The 22368-nt window shown below is 74.0% G+C and carries 19 protein-coding genes; 7 read left to right on the top strand and 12 right to left on the bottom strand.

All coding sequences use genetic code 11. From position 1 onward, the window contains the following. Positions 1 to 1038 (bottom strand): NADP-specific glutamate dehydrogenase (gdhA, locus tag ABT123_RS28215; protein WP_502971078.1); only part of this gene is annotated, 1038 nt, incomplete at its 3' end. A 195-nt stretch (positions 1039 to 1233) separates the two neighbouring features. Between gdhA and ABT123_RS28210 the strand changes: the two genes are divergently transcribed. Continuing rightward, a complete protein-coding gene (locus tag ABT123_RS28210; RefSeq protein ID WP_351319698.1) occupies positions 1234 to 1737 on the top strand; it encodes an anthrone oxygenase family protein in 504 nt (167 codons plus the stop codon). Between the two features lie 21 nt (positions 1738 to 1758). Here the strand turns inward: ABT123_RS28210 and ABT123_RS28205 are convergent, their stop codons facing one another. Both ABT123_RS28205 and ABT123_RS28200 read right to left on the bottom strand, forming a co-directional pair. Continuing rightward, positions 1759 to 2313, bottom strand: a complete 555-nt coding sequence (locus ABT123_RS28205; RefSeq protein ID WP_351319696.1) for an anthrone oxygenase family protein — start codon at positions 2311 to 2313, stop codon at positions 1759 to 1761. A gap of 80 nt (positions 2314 to 2393) precedes the next feature. Then, the gene (locus ABT123_RS28200) at positions 2394 to 3611 is read right to left on the bottom strand and encodes an aminotransferase class V-fold PLP-dependent enzyme (RefSeq protein ID WP_351319694.1); all 1218 of its coding nucleotides are present in this window, start codon (positions 3609 to 3611) and stop codon (positions 2394 to 2396) included. 363 nt (positions 3612 to 3974) lie between these two features. Between ABT123_RS28200 and ABT123_RS28195 the strand changes: the two genes are divergently transcribed. Together ABT123_RS28195 and ABT123_RS28190 are read left to right on the top strand one after the other, a co-directional pair. Beyond that, entirely contained in the window at positions 3975 to 4163 is a 189-nt protein-coding gene (locus tag ABT123_RS28195; RefSeq protein ID WP_351319692.1) for a hypothetical protein, read from the top strand. A 66-nt stretch (positions 4164 to 4229) separates the two neighbouring features. Beyond that, positions 4230 to 9737 (top strand): AMP-binding protein, encoded by a 5508-nt coding sequence (locus ABT123_RS28190; protein WP_351319690.1) that lies wholly within the window; start codon positions 4230 to 4232, stop codon positions 9735 to 9737. Between the two features lie 68 nt (positions 9738 to 9805). On the opposite strand, the gene ABT123_RS28185 is transcribed toward ABT123_RS28190, so the two are convergent. The 6 genes from ABT123_RS28185 to metF form a co-directional block, all read right to left on the bottom strand. Further along, positions 9806 to 10588: a 4'-phosphopantetheinyl transferase family protein gene (locus ABT123_RS28185; protein WP_351319688.1), complete on the bottom strand. Its 783-nt coding sequence runs from the start codon at positions 10586 to 10588 to the stop codon at positions 9806 to 9808. Continuing rightward, positions 10585 to 12189, bottom strand: a complete 1605-nt coding sequence (locus tag ABT123_RS28180) for a hypothetical protein (protein ID WP_351319686.1) — start codon at positions 12187 to 12189, stop codon at positions 10585 to 10587. Before ABT123_RS28180 ends, ABT123_RS28185 begins: the two co-directional genes overlap by 4 nt. After that, positions 12158 to 13123 (bottom strand): aromatase/cyclase, encoded by a 966-nt coding sequence (locus tag ABT123_RS28175; RefSeq protein ID WP_351319684.1) that lies wholly within the window; start codon positions 13121 to 13123, stop codon positions 12158 to 12160. The genes ABT123_RS28180 and ABT123_RS28175 overlap by 32 nt, the downstream gene beginning before the upstream one ends. A 103-nt stretch (positions 13124 to 13226) precedes the next feature. Next, the gene (locus tag ABT123_RS28170; RefSeq protein ID WP_351319682.1) at positions 13227 to 14450 is read right to left on the bottom strand and encodes a helix-turn-helix domain-containing protein; all 1224 of its coding nucleotides are present in this window, start codon (positions 14448 to 14450) and stop codon (positions 13227 to 13229) included. Between the two features lie 287 nt (positions 14451 to 14737). Next, the gene (locus ABT123_RS28165) at positions 14738 to 15772 is read right to left on the bottom strand and encodes an AraC family transcriptional regulator (protein ID WP_351319680.1); all 1035 of its coding nucleotides are present in this window, start codon (positions 15770 to 15772) and stop codon (positions 14738 to 14740) included. A 108-nt stretch (positions 15773 to 15880) separates the two neighbouring features. Next, positions 15881 to 16795: a methylenetetrahydrofolate reductase [NAD(P)H] gene (gene metF, locus ABT123_RS28160; RefSeq protein WP_351319678.1), complete on the bottom strand. Its 915-nt coding sequence runs from the start codon at positions 16793 to 16795 to the stop codon at positions 15881 to 15883. Positions 16796 to 16999: 204 nt separating this feature from the next. Here metF and ABT123_RS28155 point away from each other — a divergent pair, with 204 nt between their 5' ends. Continuing rightward, positions 17000 to 17392, top strand: coding sequence for a hypothetical protein (locus tag ABT123_RS28155; protein ID WP_351319676.1), 393 nt, complete (start codon positions 17000 to 17002; stop codon positions 17390 to 17392). 14 nt (positions 17393 to 17406) lie between these two features. On the opposite strand, the gene ABT123_RS28150 is transcribed toward ABT123_RS28155, so the two are convergent. Then, positions 17407 to 18009: a lipoprotein gene (locus ABT123_RS28150; RefSeq protein ID WP_351319674.1), complete on the bottom strand. Its 603-nt coding sequence runs from the start codon at positions 18007 to 18009 to the stop codon at positions 17407 to 17409. Positions 18010 to 18704: 695 nt separating this feature from the next. On the opposite strand from ABT123_RS28150, the gene ABT123_RS28145 reads away from it, so the two are divergent. Then, a complete protein-coding gene (locus tag ABT123_RS28145; RefSeq protein WP_351319672.1) occupies positions 18705 to 19187 on the top strand; it encodes a cupin domain-containing protein in 483 nt (160 codons plus the stop codon). 968 nt (positions 19188 to 20155) lie between these two features. Next, positions 20156 to 20548, top strand: coding sequence for a hypothetical protein (locus ABT123_RS28140; RefSeq protein WP_351319670.1), 393 nt, complete (start codon positions 20156 to 20158; stop codon positions 20546 to 20548). Positions 20549 to 20835: 287 nt separating this feature from the next. Here ABT123_RS28140 and ABT123_RS28135 read toward each other — a convergent pair whose 3' ends face one another. Continuing rightward, a complete protein-coding gene (locus ABT123_RS28135) occupies positions 20836 to 21249 on the bottom strand; it encodes an organic hydroperoxide resistance protein (protein ID WP_351319668.1) in 414 nt (137 codons plus the stop codon). A 145-nt stretch (positions 21250 to 21394) separates the two neighbouring features. Here ABT123_RS28135 and ABT123_RS28130 point away from each other — a divergent pair, with 145 nt between their 5' ends. After that, positions 21395 to 21874, top strand: a complete 480-nt coding sequence (locus ABT123_RS28130; RefSeq protein ID WP_351319666.1) for a MarR family winged helix-turn-helix transcriptional regulator — start codon at positions 21395 to 21397, stop codon at positions 21872 to 21874. 23 nt (positions 21875 to 21897) lie between these two features. Here ABT123_RS28130 and ABT123_RS28125 read toward each other — a convergent pair whose 3' ends face one another. Next, positions 21898 to 22350, bottom strand: a complete 453-nt coding sequence (locus ABT123_RS28125) for a DUF4240 domain-containing protein (RefSeq protein WP_351319664.1) — start codon at positions 22348 to 22350, stop codon at positions 21898 to 21900. Positions 22351 to 22368: the final 18 nt, after the last annotated feature.

The following is a 22368-nucleotide window of genomic DNA, read 5'->3' as shown; positions in this document are numbered from 1 at the left end:
TTCCGACACGGCCCGGACCCCGTTGCGGACGAGCGTACGGGCGCCCTCCGCGTCGAGTTCGTTCTGCGTGGCGGAGGGGAAGGCGACGTCCGCCGCGACCTCCCAGACCCGGCCGCCCTCGATATAGCGGGCGGAGGGGCCGCGGCGGGCCGCGTACTCGGAGATCCGGCCCCGCTCCACTTCCTTGATCTGCCGCAGAAGCGTCAGGTCGATGCCCTTGTCGTCGACCACGTAGCCCTGGGAGTCGGAGGCGGTGAGCGGGTTGGCGCCCAGCTGCTGGAGCTTCTCGATGGTGTGGAGGGCGACGTTCCCGGAGCCGGAGACCACGGCGGTCTGGCCGTCCAGTGCGGTGCCGCGGACGGCCAGCATCTCGGCGGCGAACAGCACGCTGCCGTAGCCGGTGGCCTCCGGCCGGATGGCGGAGCCGCCCCAGCCCCGGCCCTTGCCGGTGAGGACCCCGGCCTCCCAGCGGTTGGTGATGCGCCGGTACTGGCCGAAGAGGTAGCCGATCTCCCGGCCGCCGACGCCGATGTCACCGGCCGGGACGTCGGTGTGCTCGCCGATGTGCCGGTGGAGTTCGGTCATGAAGGACTGGCAGAACCGCATGACCTCGTGGTCCGAGCGACCGCGCGGGTCGAAGTCGCTGCCGCCCTTGCCGCCGCCGATGCCGAGGCCGGTCAGGGCGTTCTTGAAGATCTGCTCGAAGCCGAGGAACTTCACCACGCCGATGTCCACGGACGGGTGGAAGCGCAGGCCTCCCTTGTACGGGCCGAGGGCGCTGTTGAACTCCACGCGGTAGCCGCGGTTGACGTGGACCCGGCCGCGGTCGTCCTGCCAGGGCACGCGGAAGACAATCTGCCGCTCGGGTTCGAGGAGGCGTTCCAGGAGGCCGGGCTCGGCGAGTTCGGGGCGGGCGGCGAACACGGGGGCCAGGGTGTCGAGGACCTCCCGTACCGCCTGGTGGAACTCGGGCTGCGCCGGGTTGCGGCGCTCGGTGTCGATGCGGAGCTCGGCCAGCCTGGCGGTCGCGTCGTGCACGGCGGCCACGGCCTGCGGGTCCTTCACGGTCTGATCCTCCGGGAGCGGTTGTGGATGGTGCCGGTCCTCGCAGCGGGAGAGTACCGCCCCGGCGCGCGCGGATCCGGGGCGATTCGTCGGCGTATCCCCGGACACGGCGTACGGCCGCACCTATGATCGACGCACTTGACGAGACCGCGATCAGGGGGAACCGACGTGGACACGGCACGGCTGGTGGCGCTCATTGCCGCGACCATCACCACGGGCTGGATGAGCGGCCTCTTCTATGGTTTCTCCGTCTCGGTGATGCCCGGCCTCAAGCGGTCGGGCGACCGGACGGTCATCGAGACCATGCAGCGCATCAATGTGGCGATCCTCAACGGCTGGTTCATGCTCGGCTATCTGGGTGCGCTGCTGTTCACCGGGCTGGCGCTGGGACTGCACGTCCCGTCCGGGGCGCCGGACGCACTGCCGGCGCTGATCGGCGCGTTCGTCGCGTACGCCGCCGCCATGGCGGTGACCGGCCTGGTGAACATCCCGCTGAACAACGCCCTGGAGCAGGCCGGTCCGGCGGACCGGCTGGACGATGCGGGCGCCGCCCGCGTCCGGCAGGCCTTCGAGGGCCGGTGGGTCCGCGCGAACGCGTGGCGGGCGGTGCTGTGCACGGTGGCGCTGGGCTTCCTGGCGTGGGCATTGGTCCTGTACGGGCGGGGCGCTTAGGCCTGGCCGGTGCCCCTTTCCTCAGCGGGCGGTATCGCGGCCGAAGAGGAGGAGGGCGCGGGCGAGGCAGGCCAGGGCGGCCGTGCTGAGCAGGGTGCGGATGATGTTTGTGGTGACCCAGGTCGATTCGAAGTCGCGTACGAGGGAGAAGTCGGTGAGCCGGTCGGCGGGACCGGCGTCGGCGAGGTCGTTGTTCAGCGGGATGTTCACCGTGAAGGTGATCACCAGGACGGCCAGGTAGGCCGCGGCGGCCACGGCGGTCCAGAGGGCGACCCGGCGGCGGCCGGCGCGGAACTCGACCACGGCCGCGGCGGCCGAGGCCAGCAGGGCCAGGACGAAGGCCGAGCCGAAGAGGCCGTTGCCGTCGACCGCCGCGTTGAACTGCTGCATCGCGGTGACGTACGTACGGTCGTCCGTTTCGGCCAGTCCCGGCATCACCGAGACGTCGAAGGCGAAGAACATGCCCGCCATCAGGCCCATGAGCACGGTGGAGAGCAGGAGCAGGGCGGTACTGAGCCGGAGCCCGGTGGCTCTGCGGCGCGGTGCGGTGGCGTTTGTGATCGGTTGTGTCCCCATCGGGGGATGGTGACATCCGGCCGGGCGATCCGGGGCCGAATTCATACGGATGTTTCGGTGATGTCAGGGGTGTCGGGGCGTCAGGGCCGGGGCACGAGGGACAGATGAGACCGGGCGCCGGCCGGGAGGGCCGGGGCGCCGGCCGCGGCGGCTGCGGCCGGCAGGGGGTGGGCCGCCGTCCGGCGGCGGGCACGGGTCTCCTCGCGCAGGACCTCTTGGAGCGCGTGGCCGAACCGGGCGATGTCCTCGGGGGTGTTGTCGTGGTGGACGGAGACGGAGACCGCGGTGGTGAGATTCCGGCCGGCCGGGTGCAGGGGTGTCTCCTGGGCGACGGCCTTGCGGACCAGGACTCCGCGCCGGGCCAGTCCGCGGCGGATCAGACCGGCGGGGATGTCCGGGTGACGGAACGACAGGATCCCTGACCGCTCCGCGCCCGCCGTGAGGATGTCGATCCCGGTGGTCCGTGCGACCGCGGCGTGCAGCCCAGAGGGCAGGCCGGCGTACGGCGTCCCGGTTGCGGCCGGCGCCGGGGCGGCGGCGGGGTCCAGGGCCTCGTACAGTGCGGCGACGGCCGCCGGGTGCGGATCGGGGGCGTCGAGGGGCTCGCCCAGGGCGGAGGTGGCGTAGGCGAATCCGATGCCGTCGGGACCGCGGAGGAAGCGCCAGCCGTCCGCCGTCAGCAGGTCGCAGCCGATCCGGGTGGCGTCGACGGGCAGTTGGCCGGCCGAGTACGAGGCGTCGACCGCGTACCGGGCCCGGTGCGGGGCGAGCAGCCGGCCGACCGCCTCGACCGGGTTGACGGTGCCGCAGACCGAGGAGACGTGCACCAGCGAGACCAGCGCGACGTCCGCGTCGAGGTGCTGCCGCATCCAGTCCAGGTCCAGGTCGCCGTCCTCGCGCAGCGGGACGACCTCCAGGGTGCAGCGGGTGCGGTCGCGCAGCGCGTAGAGGGTGGTCAGGTGGGCCACGCCCTCGTGGGGGGTGGCCCAGATCCGGTCGCCGGGGCCGAGCGGCAGCCCGGAGACGAAGGCGTCGAAGGCGTCGGCCGCGCCGGTGAACAGGGAGATGCCGGCCGCGGGGACGCCGCCCAGCAGCTCGCCCAGGCGCCGGTGGATCCCGGAGTACAGGACCTCGCCGAGGTGCTCCTCCAGCACGTAGGACCCGAAGCGGTCGTCGCGGACGGTGCAGTCCGCGAGCACGTTCCGCACGGCGTCGGTCATCCGGCCCAGGCCGGCGGTGTCCAGGTAGGCAGTGTCCAGGTAGGCGGTTCGTTCCGGGTGGGACGGGTGCGCGTTCACTTCAGGGGCCTCCCCCCGTGGTTGGGGCAGCACGGTGTACCAGATATTGCCAACACGCTTGGCAATACATTGCCAAGCGTTATGCCTTGTTGGCAACGCACGCTCCAGCCGGACTCGAGTTCAGGGGAATGCAACAGCACCCCGGCAAGGGGGTTTGGCAATGCTTGGCAAGAAATCTCCCGACCCTCGGAAGCCCATCATTTGCGCAGGTCAGACGGGGTTGGAGAGGGCCGCCTCGAGTGGTCCTGGAGCGCTTTCGAGCCGTTCTCGATCGGATGCCGAGCAGATTCCAAGCGGGCATTGCCAATCTCTTGGCAGAGGAATTGCCAAGCCGAATCAAAGAGTTGCCACGGAGGAGTCACCATGAAGAACATCGCCCGCATCGTCGCCACCGCCGCCTTCGTCGGAGCCGCTGTCCTCACCGCCGGTGGCGCCGCCTCCGCCGACGAGGCCCCGAAGATCGGCTGGCCGGTGGCCCCGCCCACCGCCCCCGCCGCGCCGGGCACCGACCCGGCCGTCGGGGCCTCCACCAACGACATCGGCTGGCCGTAACCCACTCCCGAGCCCCCAGCCCCCACCCCGCGCCACCGAGCCCCGCACCCCGAAGGAGCGAGCCAGATGTCACTCTCCGGCCTCATCGAGCAGCACGCACTCGCGCGGCCCGAGGCGACCGCCGTCACCTACCCGGCCCCGGCCGCCGGCAGCGGTGACCTCTCGCTCGGCTACGGGGAGTTGAACCGGGCGGCCCATCGGCTCGCGGCCCACCTCCGGGCCCAGGGCGTCCGTCCCGGAGACCGGGTGGCGACCTCGCTGCCGGCCGGTCCCGACCTGGTGACCGCCCTCCTCGCGATCGTGCGGACCGGAGCGGCGTACGTGACCCTCGACCCGGCGCACCCCGCCGAGCGCCGCCGGCTGATCCTGCGGGACTGCTCCGCACGCGCCGTCGTGACCGCCGGCCCCGCGGCGCCGGCCGACTACACCGGCCTGGGCGCCGCGATCGTCGCCCTCGACCGGGATGCCGCGCTCATCGCGAAACACTCCGGCACCTCCGCCGACGCCTCCGCCCGCACCCCCGCGGGCCGGCTTGCCGAACTCCCGGCGTACGACCCGCAGGACGCGGCGTACGTCCACTACTCCTCCGACGCCTCCGGCCCCCCTGCCGGTGTCGTCGTTCCGCACCACGCCCTCCTCGGCCTCGTCCGGTCCGGCGGACCGGCCGGTCTCACCGCGGACGACGTGGTGGCCCAGGTGGCCGGGCCGGCCTCCGACGCGCTCGCCTTCGAGGTGTGGTCCTCCCTCGCCGTGGGCGCGCGGCTGGCCGGCCTGCCCCCGGGCACCGTCGCCGACCCGGCCCGCTTCGAGCAGGCCGTCGCCGACCAGGGCATTTCGGTGCTCCTCCTGCCCACCGCCCGGTTCCGCCGGATCGCCCGGGAGCGCCCCGCGGCCTTCGCTCCGCTGCGGGCCCTGCTGTTCGGCGGCGAGGCCGCCTTGGACCCGGGCCCGGTCCGGGCGGTGTTCCGGGCCGGCCCGCCGCGCCGGCTGCTGCATGTGTACGGACGGCCCGAGACGGCCGGCTTCGCCACCTGGCACGAGGTGCGGGAACCTGCCGAGGACGCGCGTACGGTCCCCGTCGGGCGGCCCCTCGGCGACACCGTCGCCGTGGTCGTCGGCGGCGACGGCGCACCCGTCGGGGCGGACGGCACCGGTGAACTCCTGCTGGGCGGGCCGGGGCTGGCCGCCGACTCCCCCGGCCGGTCCCCGGACGCCGCGCGGCGTTTCGTCGAGGACCGGTTCACCGGCAGCGGCGGCGCCCTGCTCCGCACCGGTGACCTGATGCGGCTGACCGAGGACGGCGCGCTGGAGTGGACCGGCCGGCTGGACCGGCGGGTCCGGCTGTCCGGCACCGAGGTCGACCTCGACGCGGTCGAAGCCGTGCTGGCCGGGCACCCGGCCGTGGCCGAGGCCGCCGTCACCGCGGCCGACGGCCGGCTCGCCGCCCACGTGGTCCCCGCCGCCACCACCGCACCCGCCGCATCGGCCGACACCGACCCGGCCGGGCAGGCCTGCCGTACCGCCGAGCGGATCGGGGCCTGGAAGGAGATCCACGACACCCTGTACGACGACGCCGCCACGATCCCGCTCGGCCACAACTTCGCCGGCTGGACGAGCAGTTACGACGGGCAGCCCATCCCGGCGGACCGGCTGCGGGCCTGGAGTTCCGCCACGGTGCGGCGGGTCCGCGAGCTGGGCCCGCGCCGCGTCCTGGAGATCGGCGCCGGCACCGGCCTGCTGCTGGCCCCGCTGGCCGCCGCCCCCGGCTGCGAGGAGTACTGGGCCACCGACTTCTCGGCCTCCGTCATCGACGCACTGCACGAGCAGACCCGCAAGGATCCCGAGCTGCGCGACCGGGTGCGGCTCAGCTGCCGGGAGGCCCACGACACGGCCGGGCTGCCCGCCGGCCACTTCGACACGGTGATCATCAACTCGGTGGTCCAGTACTTCCCCGGCCCGGAGTACCTCCGGACCGTGATCGAGCGCGCCCTGGAGCTGCTCGCGCCGGGCGGTTCGATCCTGCTCGGCGATCTGCGCCACCTCGGCCTGGCCCGCTGCCTGCGCACCGGGGCCGAGCTGGCCCGGACCACACCGGACAAGCAGGACGAGCAGGACGAGCAGGTGGAAGCCGCCGTACGCGGGGCCGTGGCGCGGCGGGCGGCCACCGAGACCGAACTGCTGGCGGCCCCGGAGCTGTTCACGGAGCTGGCCCGGGAGCTTCCGGCGATCCGCTCGGTCGATGTCCGCCTCAAGCGCGGCGTCGGCCGCGACGAGCTGACCCGCTACCGCTACGACGTGGTGCTCGGCACCGCCGAGCCGGTCGCCGACCTGGCGCAGGCGCCCCGCCTGGACTGGGGCCGGGACCCGGCCGCCGGCCTTCCGGAGCTGACGGCCCGGCTGCGGGAGCGGCGTCCGGCCCTGCTGCGGATCGCCGGGGTGCCCAACGGCCGGATCCACGGCGAGTACACCGCGATGCTCGCCCTCGACGGCGCCGGGCAGGTACTCCCCGCGGCCCCGGCCCCGGACCCCGAGGAGCTGTGCGCGGCCGTCGAGGCGCTCGGCTACCGGGCCCTGCCGACCTGGTCGGCCGCCGACGAGTCGGCCTTCGACCTGGTCCTGATCGACCCGGAGCAGGTCCCGGACGGGCCGCTGACCTCGGTGTACGAGGCCACGGCGGTGGGGACGCGGCCGGCCGGAACCCCCCTGACCAACACGCCGGTCGGCTTCGAGGAGACCCTCGGCCTGGACCTCGTCCTCCGCCGCCACCTGCGGGAGCAGCTGCCGGACGCCCTCGCCCCGGCCGTGGTGACCGTACGGGATGCGCTGCCGCTCGACTCCGACGGCCGGATCGACCGTACGGCCCTGCCCGTGCCCGCCCCCACCCCCGAGCCCGCCGAAGGATCCGGTGAGGACCGGCGGCCCGGCGCCCAGCCCGGAACCCCGGTCCAGGAGATCGTCCGCGACCTCTTCGCCGAAGTGCTCGGCCTGCCCCGGCACACGGTCGACGCCGACTCCGACTTCTTCGCCCTCGGCGGCCATGCGCTGGCCGCGGCCCGGCTGCTGTCACGGGTCCGGGAGACGCTGGGGACCGACCCCGGCAGCCGGGCCGTGTACGAGGCCCCGACCCCGGCCCGGTTCGCGGCCCTCCTCGGCGACGGCCCGGTCGCCGCCACCGGCCCGGGCCGGGCCACCGGCCAGAGCGCGGTCCTGCCGCTGCGGCTGCGCGGACCGCTGGACACGCGCGCCCTGGAAGCCGCGCTCGAAGACCTGGGCCGGCGTCACGAGGCGCTGCGCAACAGCCGGCTGGGCTCGGCCGGCACCCGGCTGCGCTCCCCGGCGGCCGAGGACCACTTCCTGGAACTGACCCTGCCCGGCGACACGGTCGACCTCTGGTCGCACCTCCCGCTCGCCGCCGACCTCGCGCACGCCTACGGGGCACGGGCCGCCGGGGCCCCGCCGGTCTGGGCCGACGGCCTGCCGCAGGGCGCACCGCGGGCGGTCTGGGGAGACCTGGAGCCCACCCCCGCGCCGGGCACCGGCTCCGCCTCCCCGCTCGACTCCCCCGGCTCCTTCGACCCGTACGACACGTTCGGGTCGGCCGGCTACGAGGCCGACTCCTTCGGGCGCCTGGACCTCGGGCTGGATGCCGCGCTGCACGCGCGGCTGACCCGGCTGGCCGCCGAGCACGGCGCCACCCTCTTCATGGTGGTGCACGCGGCCCTCGCCGCACTGCTCACCCGGCTGGGCGCCGGACCCGGGATCACCCTGGCCGCTCCCGTGCCGGCCCGCGACGATGCGGCGCTGCGCGGTGCGGTCGGCGCGTACGGACGGGTGCTCGCCCTGTCCGTGGACGCCTCCGGCGACCCGGCCTTCGCGGAACTGCTGCGGCGGGTCCGCGAGGCGGACCTCGCGGCCTACCGGAACGGGGACGCCCCGCTGGCCCTGCCCGGCGGCATCGCGCTGAGCGTGCTGCAGGACCCGGACCGCGCGTTCGAGGCGGCCGGCCTGACGGTCCGCCCGGAAGCCCCGCGGCTGCCGCAGCCGATGGTCTCGCTGGCGCTGACCCTGACCGAGCGCCACGACGCCTCCGGCATCCCGGCGGGGATCGAGATCTGTGCCGCCTTCCAGTACGAGGGGATCGGCGAGGCCGCCGCCGCCTCGCTGACCGGGCAGCTGCTCGCCGTGCTCGGGGCGGCGGCCGAGGGCCCGCACCTGGCGCTGAGCCGGCTGCGGCTGCTGCCTCCCGGCGAGGCCGCCGCGGCGGACCCCGGCGGTGTGTGGAGCGGGGAGCCGCCGGTCCTGCCGCCGGCCCGGAGCGCGGCCGGGATGTTCGCCGCGCAGGTGGCCCGGACGCCCGGGTCGGCGGCCGTGGGGGGCATGGACTACGCGGAGCTGGACGCCCGTTCCGACCTGCTGGCCCATGTCCTGATCGGGCACGGGGCCGGGCCGGGCGGCGCGGTGGCCACGGCCGTGTCCTCGCCGGCCGGGTTCGCGGTGGCCGCGCTGGCCATCGCCAAGGCGGGCGCGGCCTGCCTGCCGGCGGACCCGGCGGCCGGGCTGTCCGGGGTGGCCCGGCCGGCCGTACTGCTCCTCGACGAGGCGGCCGACCGGCTGCTGGGGCCGGTGCCCGGGGCGGTCCGGCTGGTCCGGGACCCGGCCGCCGATCTGCTGCCGGCCGGCAGCAGGTGGCCGGTGCTGCCGTCCGACCGGACCCGGCCGCTGGACCCGGCCGGCCCGGTGGTCCTGGCCACCGCCGCCCCGGCGGGCAGTTCGCCCGGGCACCCTCCCCGAGCAACGGTGGCCACGGTCGCGATCGGCGGCGAGCCGCTCGCCGCGGCCGGCCTGGGCGGGGCCGCGGACGCGGCCTGGCTGGTGCACGGCTACCCGGATGCGGAGGCCGCGCTGGGTCTGCTGGGCACGCTGGTCTCCGGCGGCCGGGTGCACCTGCCGGAACCCTCCCTGGCGTACGGCTCCCCGCACGAGGTGCTGGGCTGGCTGCAGGAGCGGGGCGCTTCGGTGCTGCTGGGGCACGTGGACGAGGTCCTGGTCGCGCTGGCCCGGGCGCTGCACGCGCCGCTGACCGTGAGCGTGGGCCGGCCGGAGGGGCGGCTGCTGGTCGAGCAGACCCCGGGCGGCCGGGTCCGGCCGGTCCCCGGCTACCGCGCGCTGGTGCTGGACGCGGCGATGCGGCCGGTGGCCGCGGGGGCCGTGGGCGCGCTGTACATCGCGGGGGTGGGGGTGGCCCAGGGGTACCCGGGGCTGCCGGCCGCGACCGGGGAGCGGTTCCTGCCGGATCCGCTCGCCGGGCCGGCGGGCACCGCCCGGATGTGGCGTACGGGGCATGCGGCGCGGGTGACGGAGGACGGCAGCCTGCATGTCCTCGAGGACCCGTGGGCGGACGACCCGTTCGCCGACGAGTTCGGGACCTTCGTGGTGGTGGCGGACGGCACCGGGCACCGGGCGCTGTGGCCGGCCGGGGTGCCGGTGCCGGCCGGCTGGCACCAGACGCACGCAGAGGACGTGTACGAGCTGTGCCTCGACCACATCGACGAGCAGCTCAACGACCACCTGTGAGCCGCCGCCCCGCCGCACCTGCCGCCCCGCCGCCGACTCCGCCGACTCCGCCGACCGGCTCCGGCCGGTCAGCGGATGCGGCGGTGGGCCTCGCTCACCAGGAAGCGGTCCTCCACCACGTGGCTGGCGAAGTGCCAGTCCTCCTCGGCCATGAGCTCGGCGTCGGCGTCCGGTCCGGGGGCGAGCACGTTCCGGCCGGTGCCGTCGCAGGCGAATCCGAAGGCGGAGAAGCGGCGCCGCAGCCCGTGTCCGAGGGCCTTGGTGTAGGCCTCCTTGAGGGTCCACAGGCGGAGCATCTTGGCGGTGCGTTCGGGTTCGGGCAGGGCGGCCAGGAAGGCCGCCTCCGCCGGGGTGCACACGTGCTCGTGCAGCAGATCGAAGGAGATCGCGCGGTCGGCGGGCTCGGCGTCCACACCGATCGGGCCGGTCCGGCTGACCCCGACCAGGACCAGGTCGTCGGTGTGGGTCAGGCTCAGCTCCACATCGCTGCCCAGGCCGCGCAGGACCGGCCTGCCGCCGGGCTGGTAGCCCAGGTCGAGGGCGCCCGCGGGCACATCGAGGGCGACGGCGGCGGTGTGCTTCAGCACGAAGCGGGAGACGGCGAACCGCAGTCGGCCGGCCGCGGCCGGGGTCTGCCGGTAGCGCGGCCAGTCGTGTCCGAGCAGGGGGCGCAGCCCCGGGTCGAGCAGGGCGGCGGTGAGCCACTGCCCCCAGGTCGTCCAGACCACCACCCGGCCGGTGTCGTCGAGGCGTTCGGCCGCCTCGTCCCAGGGGCCGTCGGGGCCGTGGAGGTGCAGGGGCGGGGCGGGCATGGTGGCCGGGGCCGGTGCGGCGGCCGGGTGCGCGCTCACCACAGCACCCCGGTGGCGTGGACGTCGCAGTCGGCGCCCCACCGGTCCCGGGAGTCGAGTTCGGTCCACAGCCGCTCGCGGGCCTCGACCGCGGCGGGGCCGCCGGGGCCGTCGGGTGCGATGCCGAGCCGTTCGGTGATCCGGCCGGCGGCGAGCAGGGCCCAGTGGGGTGCGCCGAGGAACCGGACAGCCGGATCGTAGGCCGGTTCCGGAAGCTCTTCGGCGGAGGCCGTGGAGCCCTGGACGCCCAGGACGGCGGCGGCCAGCAGCACCAGGGCCTGCCGGTCGGCGAGCGCCCGTACGGCGGGGCCAGCGGGGTCTGCGGCCCCGCTGGCCCGGGACTTCCGTACCAGCGCCCGCTGTTCGCTGAGCAGCCGGCCGGCAATCCGGGTGAGTGCGGGGGTGACCGGCTCGCCGGCGCCGATGTCGGCGGCGGCGGCGATCCGGGTGAACCGGTCGTGGGCGGCGGTGAGGGCGAACATCAGGGTCTGGTCGCCGCCCGCCTCCGGGTACGGGCTCCGGTGGGGCAGGTCCTCGCCCAGCCGGAACAGCGCGCAGCCGGTCGCGGCCGGCGGGCCCGCCGGGCCCCGGTGCTGTGCGAAGGCGGCGGCGAGCGCGGGCAGTTCCCGTACCAGGTCCGCCTGGCGGGCCGCCAGGTCCGCGCGCCCCGCTCCGGCGACCGGCAGGTCGGCGCGGAGCTTGGCCAGCACCCGGCGCTCCGCGGCGGCCCCGGGGTGCCCGCACTCGTCCAGGACCAGCCCGAGTTCGTCGAGTGCGTCGGCCACCACGAGGGGCACGGCGTAGCCGGCCGCTGCGCGGATCGCGGCTCCGCTGCCGCGGGGCAGCTCGGTGGCGCGCAGGCCGACCGTCACCAGGCTGTCGCAGGCGAGCAGGTCGGCGAAGACGGCGGCGAGCGGGGCCCGCCACCGGCGGATGCCGGGGTCGGCGGGGCTCCGGCCGGCCGGGCTCCGGTCGGCGACGAGCCGTACCGTGCCGCGGAGTACGGTGCCCGCGGCGGCCGTCAGGGCGGCGGGGCCGAGCAGGGCGGTGACCTTGGAACCGGCCGCCGCGGTGCCCGGCAGTTCGCGTACGGCATGGCCGTGCCCGAGCGCCAGGTCCCGGCGGAGCAGCGGGCGCAGCACCCGTACCAGCCGCTCGGGGGTGGTGAAGTTGCCGCCCGCCGCGGCGGGGAGGAGTTCGGCGCGCACGGCCGCCCGGAGCTCGGCGTCCACCAGATCGGTACCGTCCCGGGGTCCGGCGGCGAGCGCCTGGAAGCCGTACGGGTTCGCCGCGTCCCGCGGATCGGCGAGCAGCGCCTCCAGGTGCACCGCGCGCAGCGCCGTCTCCGTCCTCGGCGCTCGCGGCGGGCCGTCGGCCGCGGCCGGAGCCGCATCCGGTCCGGATGCCGGGTCCGCCAGGACAGTCAGCCGCGGCCACTGCCCGGCATCGGGGCGCCGCCTCGGCAGGGCGGGAGGAGCCACCGGGACGGCCGCCGGGGCCGCTGTGGAACGGTGTCGGTCTTCGAGCGGACCGGTCCGGGTCAGGGCCACCACGGCCTCCTTCTCGTCCTCATCGCAGACGGCGCACAGCGCTCTGCGCATGCCACTTGGCCAGTCGCAGCACCTCGGTACCGGCGCGCCCCAGCCACATCCGCACCTGCCGGCGGGCCTCGGCGAGCTCGGTGCCCGCGCCCAGCACCGCCTCGACGCCCGCCTCGCGGAGCATCACCTGCTGGGCGCAGACCACCCGCACCCCGTCGTTCTCCCGGACGAGGAACCATTCGCCGCTGTGCGCCGCGATCGGTTCCGGCGTCCGGAGCTCCTTGAAGACGATCCGTTCGGCCGCCGGAAAGCACAGCCGGGCCGTGCGCGAAGTCCGGCTGCGGCCGTCCGGGCCGGCGCTGCCGTCCAGTACGGCGAGCTGGACGCCGGGCAGGTCCTCGGTCACCTCGGCCCACTCCACGTGCGGGACCAGCTCCGGCCAGTCCGCGATGCGGTGGAGGAAGTCGTAGACCAGCTCGGCGGGTCCGGGCACCCGGACGCTGTCCTCGAAGGAGAGCAGCAGTTCGTCCAGCCGCTCCCAGAGCTCGGCGGTCTCCTTGACCCGGCCGAGCAGCTCGGCGGTCTCCCGGTCCAGGTCCGCCCCGCTCCGCGCGCTGCGGCCGGCCGGCAGGCCCTCCAGGGTGTGTTCCCGGCGCAGCGTCAGCCGTGACCCGGTCGCGCCGTCCTCCTCCACCGTCCAGGATCCGGTGGTGGGGGCGCCTGGGCGGGCCGTGTCCTCCTGGGTGAAGGCGACCGTCCGGGTCCGCGGGTCCAGGATCCGGCGGACGTGGCCGGAGCGGATCCGCTCGCCGCCCGGCAGGTCCCAGACGCGCAGCCGCTCCCGTACTCCGTCGAAGTCCATCCGCTCCACGTGCAGATGGCCGGGGAGCAGCAGCGGCCAGCGCACGGCGTCGGCGAGCAGTCCGTACACGACCCCGGCGGGGGCGGACACCGATGCCGTCCGCTCGCTCGCGTGCACGCGCTGCGACGACATGTGCGACCCCTCCCCCTCTTGCCGGTGGCGCGGGTGCACGTCGCTCGGTCGGGTGCACGTCTGCGGGTACGCTCCAGGCTGCCCGCGCGCACTCGAGCCGTGCTCAACCGACGGCGGGAGCTGCTCCGGTGCGGGTGAGGGCGTCCGCGAGCACCCGCCAGATCTCGGCGGCGAGGTCGATGTTCGCGTCGTCCTGGGCCTGCTGGGCCAGGGTGCGCAGGCCTTGGATGCCGGAGGGGTCGCCGCCCAGGATCAGCAGCTGGAGGCGGAGGATCTCCAGGCGCACCTGGTCGCGGTAGGTCATCCGGGGCTGGTCGGCGGCGAGTTCGCCGAGCAGGGTGCGGGCCTCGTCGTAGCGGTCGGTGGCGAAGGCCAGGTCGGCCTTGAGGGCGGTCAGGTCCTGGCGCAGGGCCGGGGTGCCGACGAAGGCGAGGGCGGCTTCGGCCTCGGTGGCGCGGCGCCGGGCCTGCTCCGGGTCGGCCGGCAGCTTCTGCAGGTGCAGCCGGGCGGCGGCGAGCCGGAGCCGGAGCCACAGCACCAGGTCCTCCTGGCTGCCGAACCGTTCGAGGGCGGCGTCGAGGCAGGCCTGGGCGCCGTGGAAGTCGCCCTGGCGCATGCGGACGGCGGCGGAGGTCCACATGGCCTCCGCCCAGAGCGCGTCGGTGCGGCCGGCGACGAGGTCGGTCAGTTCGTCGGCGTGCTGCCGGGCGTCCACGATCCGTCCCGCCTCGGCCTGTACGGACACCAGCGCGAGCAGCGCGGCGGCCCGGTCCTCCACGCCCAGCTCCTCCCGCAGGGCGAGCCGGTGGGCTTCGACGGCGGCGTCCAGGGCGGGGGTGATCTCGCCGAGCGAGCGCAGGCACCGGGCCAGCCGGGTCAGCCCGCGCACCCGCAGCTCGCTGACCCCGACCTCGTCGCCCAGTTCGACGAGGAGGGTGAGCCGCTCCCGCTCGGCGGGGTGGTCGCCCTGGACCCGGTCGGCCTGGGCGAGCAGCCACAGTGCCTGCCAGCGCAGGACTGCGCTCTCGTGGCCCTCGGCGGCCAGGGCGCGGCGGAGCGCCTCGACGGCGTCGGGGGAGCCGGTGGACGCGGCGAGGGTGAGGGCGTGGGCGAGCGAACCGGTGGCCGGCTCCTCGAAGTCGGCCGGCTGCAGGCCGAGCCGGGCGGCGAGGTAGCCGACGGCCCGGTCGGTGGGCTGGCGGGCGCCGGATTCCAGGCGGGAGAGGTAGCCGGTGGACATTCCGTCGCCGGCGAGCGCGGTCTGGGAAAGGCCGCGGGCGATCCGTAACTTTCTCAGGCGGTGTCCGAACGCGGGCTGTCGCAGCATGAGCATCCCTGAGGTCGTGCGGCACGAAAGACGGCAATGCGGGCGGCAATGCCCGGGCAACAAATCTGTCGGGAACCGGCTTTCGAGCGTAGGGCGCCCGGCAACGGCCGGGCAAACCTTTGCCACACCGGGCCGCCATCCTCATGCGCTTGTCCGGCGGGTCTTGAGCGGTTCTCCAGCCGGTCGAGCCACACTCTCCAGCGCCTGCTCTTTTCGTATCCAATGCCCGGGAGTCGACGATGCCCGACGACGACATCGGCTGGCCCAAGAGGTGATACGGACATCCCCTATCCGACTCCGCCGGCTCCCGGCCCGGCCGGCAGGACCACCGTGCGCGGGGCCCGGTCGGGATGGCCGGCCGGGACGGGGGCGGGAGCCGCGGGGGCCGTGCCCGTACGGAATTCCTGCGGACTCACGCCCCGGACCCGCTTGAAGGCCGCCGACAGCGCGAAGGCGCTGCTGTAGCCGACGCGGCGGGCCACGGTGGCCACCGTGGCATCCGGTTCGCGCAGCAGGTCGGCGGCGAGGGCGAGCCGCCAGCCGGTGAGGTACGCCATCGGGGGCTCGCCCACGACCTCGCCGAACCGGCGAGCCAGCGAGGCCCGCGACACCCCTGCCTTGCGGGCGAGTTCCTCGACGCTCCAGCCGTACGCCGGGTTCTCGTGCAGCATGCGCAGCGCCGGGCCGACCACCGGGTCGCTCTGCGCGCGGTACCAGGCCGGCGCCCCGCACTCGGGCGCGGCCAGCCAGCCGCGCAGCACCCCGATCAGCAGCAGGTCCAGCAGCCGGTCCAGGACGATCTCCTGGCCCGGCTCGTCCTTGCCGATCTCCTCGGTGAGCAGCCGGACCAGGGTGTTGTCGGCGCCGGCCGCGGGCCGCACCAGCAGCGCCGGCAGCGCGCCGAGCAGCCGGCGCCCGATCTCGCTGGGCGCCTGGTAGGTGCCGCTGAGCATGACGGCCGACCGGGCGCCCTGGAACTCCTCGCCCCAGCTGCGGACGCCCAGCGCCATGGTGTCGGTGACGTCCTCCCCCGCCCCGGTGCTGCACCGCTGCTCCGGGCCCACCGTGATCTGCACCGGCGTGTCCGGGGCGTCGGCGACGGTGTACGGATCGGGGCCGCGTACGACGGCCACGTCGCCGGGCCGGATCCGTACGGGCTCGCCGTGATCGGGGACCAGCCACGCGTCGCCGTGCACCATCGTCACGAGGGACAGCGGGGCCCGGTCCTCGACCCTGAGCGACCACGGCGGATTGAAGACGGACTTCAGGAGGAAGGCACCGCGGGCCTTCGGCCCCTCGAGGAGACCGGTGAGCGTGTCCATGCGCCCAGTCAACCCCGGAGCGCGGGGCGGGGCCATGGTCGCGCCGCTCATCCGCATACGCGTACGCGCGGGCGGAGGCGCGGACCCGGGTGCCTGCCTCGGACCCCGTCAGCCCGGCGTGACGAGGTTCTGGTGGATCTCCAACGTGGCGGTGGACTTGTTGAGGGTGATGTAGTGCAGCCCGGGAGCGCCCTCGGCGAGCAGCCGGTCCGCCATCGATGTCGCGTGCTCGACCCCGATGCGGTGGCCTTCGGCCGCGTTGTCCTTCGCGGCCTCCAGGCGGGCGGCGAGGGCGCCGGGGAAGCGCGCGTTGCTGAGCTCGGCGAACCGGCCGATCTGGCGGACGTCGGTGGCCGGCATGATCGCCGGGATGACGGGGGTCAGACAGCCGACCGAGGCGAGCCGGTCACGGAACCGGAGGTAGTCCTCCACCTGGAAGAACATCTGGGTGACCGCATAGTCGGCGCCGGCCCGGCACTTGGCGGCGAAGTGCCGGATGTCCTCGGTCCAGGAGGCCGACCGGGGATGCCGTTCGGGGAAGGCGGCCACCCCGACGGTGAAGTCGCCGAGGGTCCGGATGAGCGAGACCAGCTCGTGGGCGTACCGGAACCCTTCGGGATGGGCCTTCCACTCCCCCTTGGGGTCGCCCGGCGGGTCCCCGCGCAGCGCCAGCACGTCGCGGATGCCGGCGTCGGCGTACTGCCCGATGATGTGGCGCAGTTCGGCGACCGAGTGCCCGACGGCGGTGAGGTGGCCCACCGGCCGGAGGGTGGTCTCGGTGGCTATGCGCTGGGTGACCTCGACCGTCCGGGCCCGGGAGGAGCCACCGGCGCCGTACGTGACGGAGACGAACGAGGGCGCGAGCGGCTCGATCCGGCGGATGGCCTTCCAGAGCGTGCGCTCACCGGCCTCCGTCCGGGGAGGGAAGAACTCGAAGGAGAACGACTTCCGGCCCTGCGCCAGGAGCTCGCGCACGCTGGGAGTGGTCGACGGAGTGGCAGCGGCAGCCAGAGCTGTCGGCATGTGGGACTCCTTTCCTGTGGTGCCTGTTGGGTTCCTGCCGGGTCCTTTCGGCGTGAGTGAAGTATTCGGCGTCGGGAGGCTGATTGGCGATCAGGTTCTTCGACTCTTCGAGGTCGGTGGGAGGATGTCTGTGCTACGGGGGTACGAACCGGGGGGAAAGTGGAACGGCGGGGCAGGATTCTGAGCTGGACGGCGGCGGCATTGGTGCTGCCGGCCGCATTCGGCGTGTACAAGCTGTCGGGCATCGGCTTCGAGGACTCGGACCTGCGCGGCCGGTGGGCCAGCGAGGCCGGCGGGGAACTCGTCTTCGGACCGAACGGCGAGTTCACCGCCATGAACATCGGCCTGGCCCCGGCCTGCGACACCGCGGGCAGCGGCCTCAGCCCGGAACGCCGGGTCTCGGGCACCGGCCGCTGGGAGCTCGGCGAGGGCGCGGGCGGGGCGGACGGGGCGAACATCGCGTTCCGCCCGTCGGGCGAGGGCTTCCAGCCCTGCAGCATCCGGGCGGTGCACGGAAAGAACGGCCTCCGCCTCGTCCACGACACGGATGCGGGCGAAACGTACCGCCACGAGCCCCGCCGCAAGCAGCCCCGCTGAGCGCGGGCTGCCTCTCAGCCGGCTGCCTTGAGGGTCTGCTGGGCGAGCCGGTAGGCGGGCAGCATCGCGTCGTGCTCCGCGGAGTCCAGGCCGCCCAGCTGCACGACGACGGCGGCACCGCCGGGGGTGACGACGGCGAAGGCGTGCTCCTTCTTGGGCTCGTCGAGGGGGCTCGTGACGTACGCGGCCTCGACGCCCTGGAGCTTGCCGGCCGACACGTCGGTGTACACCGGCGTGCCGGTGGCCTTCTCCTCGCCCACGAACGCCTCCAGCACCTGGCGGGCGTTCCCGGCGGCCTTGTCGGCCGTCCAGACGCGCAGGAATCCGATGTTCCCGGCGGGCTTGGCATCGATCTCACACTGCAGGGTCAGACCGCCCTGCTTGAACAGGGCGGCGAACTGCTCGTCGTCCTGGTGCGTGACGGCCTTCGGCTTCCAGTCCGCCGCAAGGTCAAAGGCCACGGGCAGCTTGCATGCGGTCCCGTCGCCGCCGACGGCTGCGGCGGCCTTGGGGGCGGCGGAGGCGGAGGCGGAGGGTGCGGTGGAAGCGGCGGCGGAGACGGAGGCGGCCCCCTTCGCCTTCCCGTCGGATTCCCCACAGGCCGTCAGTGCACCCATGACGACAACAGAACCGACGACACCAACAGCTGCCCGCATCAGGCCACGCATCACTGCACTCCCCCACCGAAACAAGAAACAAGAAACAACCAAAAGAAGCGCCAACCTACACAGGGGCGGGATCGAGGCGGTGGGGCGGGGTCGGGGGGTGGGGGTTTTCTCCCGGACGGAATCAGGGATGTGCCCGGGGGCTGCCCGTCAGTCCTCACTGTCCTTCCGTGCCCGGCCGCCCTGTCAAGGGCGCTCCTTCGTCGCGTCGCTTCGCGATGTCGCTTCGCTCCACCCTTGACAGGGCGGCCGGTCCCGGAAAGACAAGGACTGTCGGGAAGCCCCCGGGGGGGGGAGGGCCGGCATGGGGAACGTGTCCCAGATGCGGCCACGCCCAAGGGGCGGGACAGCGGCTCCCGCCCGACCGGCCGCCCTGTCGGGCGGAGAGCTCCATTTCCTCGAAGCCCGGCCCTATTCAGTGAGGCCAGACCATGTGACGCCACCGATCGCTACGCGCTTCTCCCGTCTCAGCGTCTCCAGACCGCCTGTGGCCGGACATAAGCCGCCAACGACCGTTATCCGCTCCGGCCGTCTCAGCGACCGCAGACCGTCCGTGGTTGGACATAGGCCCGGCCCGCAGGAAGAAATGCACTGGGGCGGGAGGTTGTGACGGTTGAGCAAGTAGAGATGCACACGAGGGGGCACAGATGTCGTATCCGGACGCCCGCTATTTCGGGGAAAAGGGTGAGGTCAGCGCGGTGTTCAGGCCCGTGGACACGCCGCCTGAGCTGTCGTCGCCGAAGGGCGACGCAACGCACTATCTCGCGACGAAAGCGTCTACGAACGGCGAGTTCGGTCTCTACCGCGTGGAGATGAGCGCCGGGGCCGGAGGTCCGAAGACGCACTTCCACAAGACCATCTCGGAGTCGTTCTTCATCCTCGACGGAACGGTGCGACTGTTCAACGGCGCAGACTGGATCGATGCGAAGAAGGGCGACTTCCTGTTTGTGCCACAGGGCGGATTGCACGCCTTCCGCAACGACTCGGACGCCCCGGCGGAGATGCTGATGCTGTTCGCGCCGGGGGCACCGCGCGAAGAGTACTTCGAAGGGCTGTCGCAACTCGCCGACGCGACTGACGAAGAGCGCACGGAGTTCTTCATCAAGCACGACTCGTACTTCGTCGAGTAAGGCCGGTCCGCCTGCCGCTCGACCACAGGAGTGGGTAGTGGTCGTTGGCGGCCTATGTCCGACCACGGACGGTCTGCGGTCGCTGAGACGGCCGGAACGGCTATCGGTCAGTGGCGGCTTGTGTCCGGCCGCGGACGGTCTTGGGCCGCCGAGACGGCCGGAGCGGATAACGGTCGGTGGCGGCCTATGTTCGACCACAGGCGGTCCTCGGACGCCGAACAGCCGGAGGGTGTAGTGGTCGTGGGCGGCCTATGTCCGGCCACGGATGGTCTTGGGCCGCCGAGACGGCCGGAGCGGATGACGGTCGGTGGCGGCTTATGTCCGGCCACGGCCGGTACGGAGACGCTAAACCGGCCGGAGCGCGTAGCGATCGGTTGCGCCCCAGGGTCTGGCCTCGCCAATTGAGCTGGGGCTTCGGGGAAACGGAGCTCTCCGCCCGACAGGGCGGCCGGTCGGGCGGGAGCCGCTGCCCGGCTGCCCTCGCGTGGCCGCATCTGGGACACGTCCCCCATGCCGTCCCTCCCCCGGGGGCCGCCCGACAGTCCTTGTCTTTCCGGGACCGGCCGTCCTGTCAAGGGTGGAGCGAAGCGACATCGCGAAGCGACGCGACGAAGGAGCGCCCTTGACAGGGCGGACGGGCACGGAAGGACAGTGAGGACTGACGGGCAGCCCCCGGACACCACCTGATCCCGCCCAGGAGAAAACCCCCAACCCTCGACCCCGCGACGCAGGAAGAGCGGGGCTTCGCCCCAGCCAGCCCAGCAGCGGGTGCGCTCAACCGGCCAGCGGGCCCACGCCGGAGGCCCCGCCGCTCGCCCTGGCGTCCGGACGCCGCCCGACCGCAGCCCGCGGGGGCGGGTGGGAGACCCCGCCTCGCCCCGGTCCCGTGAGGGGGGCGAAGGAGCGGGCCCGGGCCAGGAGCCCAGCCCCGCCCCGCCCCAGCGCACCCGCCCTGTTTCAATGGCCGCGTGAAAGAGTTCGCATTTCTCGCAATCCTCGCAACCGCCGCAGGCGGAATCGGCTGGCTGCTGCGCCGCAAGCATCTGGAGCGCCTGGCCGCCGGGCCCGTGGGCGGGATTCCGTGCATGGTGCGGCAGCCCGCCGGGACCGGCCGGTGGCGGGCCGGGCAGGTGTGTGGGGACGCGGGCGATCTGCGGTGGGAGCCGGCGCGCGGGGGCGTCGTACCGCTGCCCGGGCTCGTGTACACCGAGGTCAGGGCGCCGTCCGTACGGGAGGGGATGACGATCAACCCCGGTTCGCGGATCGTGCGGTGCGACGGGGAGATGGAAAGCATCGAGATCGCCGTCATGGCGCTGGATCTCGCCGAGCTGCTGAAGATCCTGCCGCAGAAGTCCTCGTAAGCGCCGGAGGCGTCGGAAGCGTCGAAGGGGCTTGACACCACTCCGGGTGGAGTACTACCTTCACATCACTTCACATGAAGTACTTCAAAGGAGCCAGTTTGCGAGTCAAGCCCACCGGCAGGAACCACCAGACCTACCGCCCCCAGGTCGCCCGCCCCCGCCCGCTCCCCAAGCCGGGATCGATGCGGTGACCCCCACCGGCAACACCGATGACGCACGCGAGCGCCTGTCCCTGCGATGACCGCAGGGACAGGCGCTCGTCACATGTCCGGGACGGGCCGGGCCCGTTACTCGACGACGAGCTCGACCGGGATGTTGCCCCGCGTGGCACGGGAGTACGGGCAGACCTCGTGCGCCTTCTTCACCAGCAGCTCGCCCGTCTCGCCCGCCAGCGCCTCGGGAAGCTCGATGCGCAGCGTGACGGCGAGACCGAAGCCGCCGTCGACCTCCTTGCCGATGGAGGTCTCGGCGGTCACCGACACGTCGCCCGTGTCGACCTTGGCCTGCCGGCCGACCAGCCCGAGCGCGCTGGCGAAGCAGGCCGCGTAGCCGGCTGCGAAGAGCTGCTCGGGGTTGGTGCCCTGGCCGTTGCCGCCGAGGGCCGGGGGCATCGCCAGAGCGAGGTCGATCTGACCGTCGGAGCTGACGGCGCGGCCCTCGCGGCCGTTGGCGGTGGCGACAGCGGTGTACAGCGCGTCCATCGGAGGGGTCCTCTCGGGGAAAGCGGAGATCGGAGCGATCGGTCCGGCGCCCCGGCACTCCGGGCCGCCTCGGTCACAACCATGGCACGCAATTGAATTGCGCGCAACTCAATCGCCCACACCGATCCCGCGCTAGACTGTCCCCATGACCGAGCAGCTGCCGACCGCCACCCTCCCCGACCAGGAGTTCCTGCGCCTCGACGGCCAGATCTGCTTCTCCCTGCACGCGGCGGCCCGCGCCTTCGGTGGCGTCTACCGCATCGTCCTCAAGGACCTCGGCCTCACCTACCCCCAGTACCTGGTGATGCTGGTTCTCTGGGAACACGGCGAGATGCCGGTCAAGCAGCTCGGACACCACCTCCGCCTCGACTCGGGCACCCTCTCCCCGCTGCTCAAGCGGCTGGAGGCGGCAGGTCTGATCCGGCGCGAACGCAGCACCGAGGACGAGCGCTCGGTACACGCCCACCTCACCGAGGCGGGCACGGCCCTGCGGACCCGGGCCGTGGAGGTCCCCCGGCGCATCGCAGCCGCCACCGGCTTCGACCTCGCCGAGATGCGCGACCTCCAATCCCGCCTGGACCGCCTCACCACCGCCCTCGACGCGGCAGCGGAATCCGGGCTCTGAGCCTGCGTCAGACTCTCAGCCTCTCAGACTCCCCCGCCGCCGAGCCAGGCGCCCGCCCAGCCCTCGCGGTTGGAGAAGGACTCGTACGAATAGCGGGTGGCCCGGGGCCACTGCTCGCCGGTGAGGTGTTCGTACGCCTGGTCCGGGACGTACAGCAGGCCCTCCGCCCAGACCAGGCCCTGGGCGTACGGAACGAACTCGGTCGGATCGTCCAGTACGGACTCGTACACCGCCCGGCCGGCGGCCACCACCGCGCAGCGGGTGTAGAGGAACTGGTCCCCCGACAGGCCGCGCCCGTACTCCCGGCGGTCGAGCCGGTAGAGCAGCCAGGACAGCTTCTCCGCAAAGCCGACCACCCGGTGCAGCGGGCCTGTGGACAGGCTCACGGAGAGGGCCTCCGCGAGGAGATCGGCGTCCGGGTCGGGCCCGGCGGGGCGGCAGTCCTCGAGCAGTTCCCAGAAGGCGTTCTCGTCCATGTCCGCAGCATGACGGAC

The organism is Streptomyces sp. NPDC002054, from assembly GCF_040296685.1.
In the GTDB taxonomy this organism is placed as follows: domain Bacteria; phylum Actinomycetota; class Actinomycetes; order Streptomycetales; family Streptomycetaceae; genus Streptomyces.
Note: the sequence above shows the minus strand (reverse complement) of the source record. Positions and strands in the feature narration are given on the sequence as shown.

Coding starts and splice junctions, on each gene's coding strand:
- ABT123_RS28205 (WP_351319696.1), bottom strand. CDS start 2,313: ATGGGGACACAACCGATCACAAACGCCACCGCACCGCGCCGCAGAGCC.
- ABT123_RS28145 (WP_351319672.1), top strand. CDS start 18,705: ATGTCGTATCCGGACGCCCGCTATTTCGGGGAAAAGGGTGAGGTCAGC.
- ABT123_RS28165 (WP_351319680.1), bottom strand. CDS start 15,772: ATGGACACGCTCACCGGTCTCCTCGAGGGGCCGAAGGCCCGCGGTGCC.
- ABT123_RS28170 (WP_351319682.1), bottom strand. CDS start 14,450: ATGCTGCGACAGCCCGCGTTCGGACACCGCCTGAGAAAGTTACGGATC.
- ABT123_RS28150 (WP_351319674.1), bottom strand. CDS start 18,009: ATGGGTGCACTGACGGCCTGTGGGGAATCCGACGGGAAGGCGAAGGGG.
- ABT123_RS28190 (WP_351319690.1), top strand. CDS start 4,230: ATGTCACTCTCCGGCCTCATCGAGCAGCACGCACTCGCGCGGCCCGAG.
- metF (WP_351319678.1), bottom strand. CDS start 16,795: ATGCCGACAGCTCTGGCTGCCGCTGCCACTCCGTCGACCACTCCCAGC.
- ABT123_RS28180 (WP_351319686.1), bottom strand. CDS start 12,189: ATGCGCAGAGCGCTGTGCGCCGTCTGCGATGAGGACGAGAAGGAGGCC.
- ABT123_RS28125 (WP_351319664.1), bottom strand. CDS start 22,350: ATGGACGAGAACGCCTTCTGGGAACTGCTCGAGGACTGCCGCCCCGCC.
- ABT123_RS28135 (WP_351319668.1), bottom strand. CDS start 21,249: ATGGACGCGCTGTACACCGCTGTCGCCACCGCCAACGGCCGCGAGGGC.
- ABT123_RS28175 (WP_351319684.1), bottom strand. CDS start 13,123: ATGTCGTCGCAGCGCGTGCACGCGAGCGAGCGGACGGCATCGGTGTCC.
- ABT123_RS28195 (WP_351319692.1), top strand. CDS start 3,975: ATGAAGAACATCGCCCGCATCGTCGCCACCGCCGCCTTCGTCGGAGCC.
- ABT123_RS28130 (WP_351319666.1), top strand. CDS start 21,395: ATGACCGAGCAGCTGCCGACCGCCACCCTCCCCGACCAGGAGTTCCTG.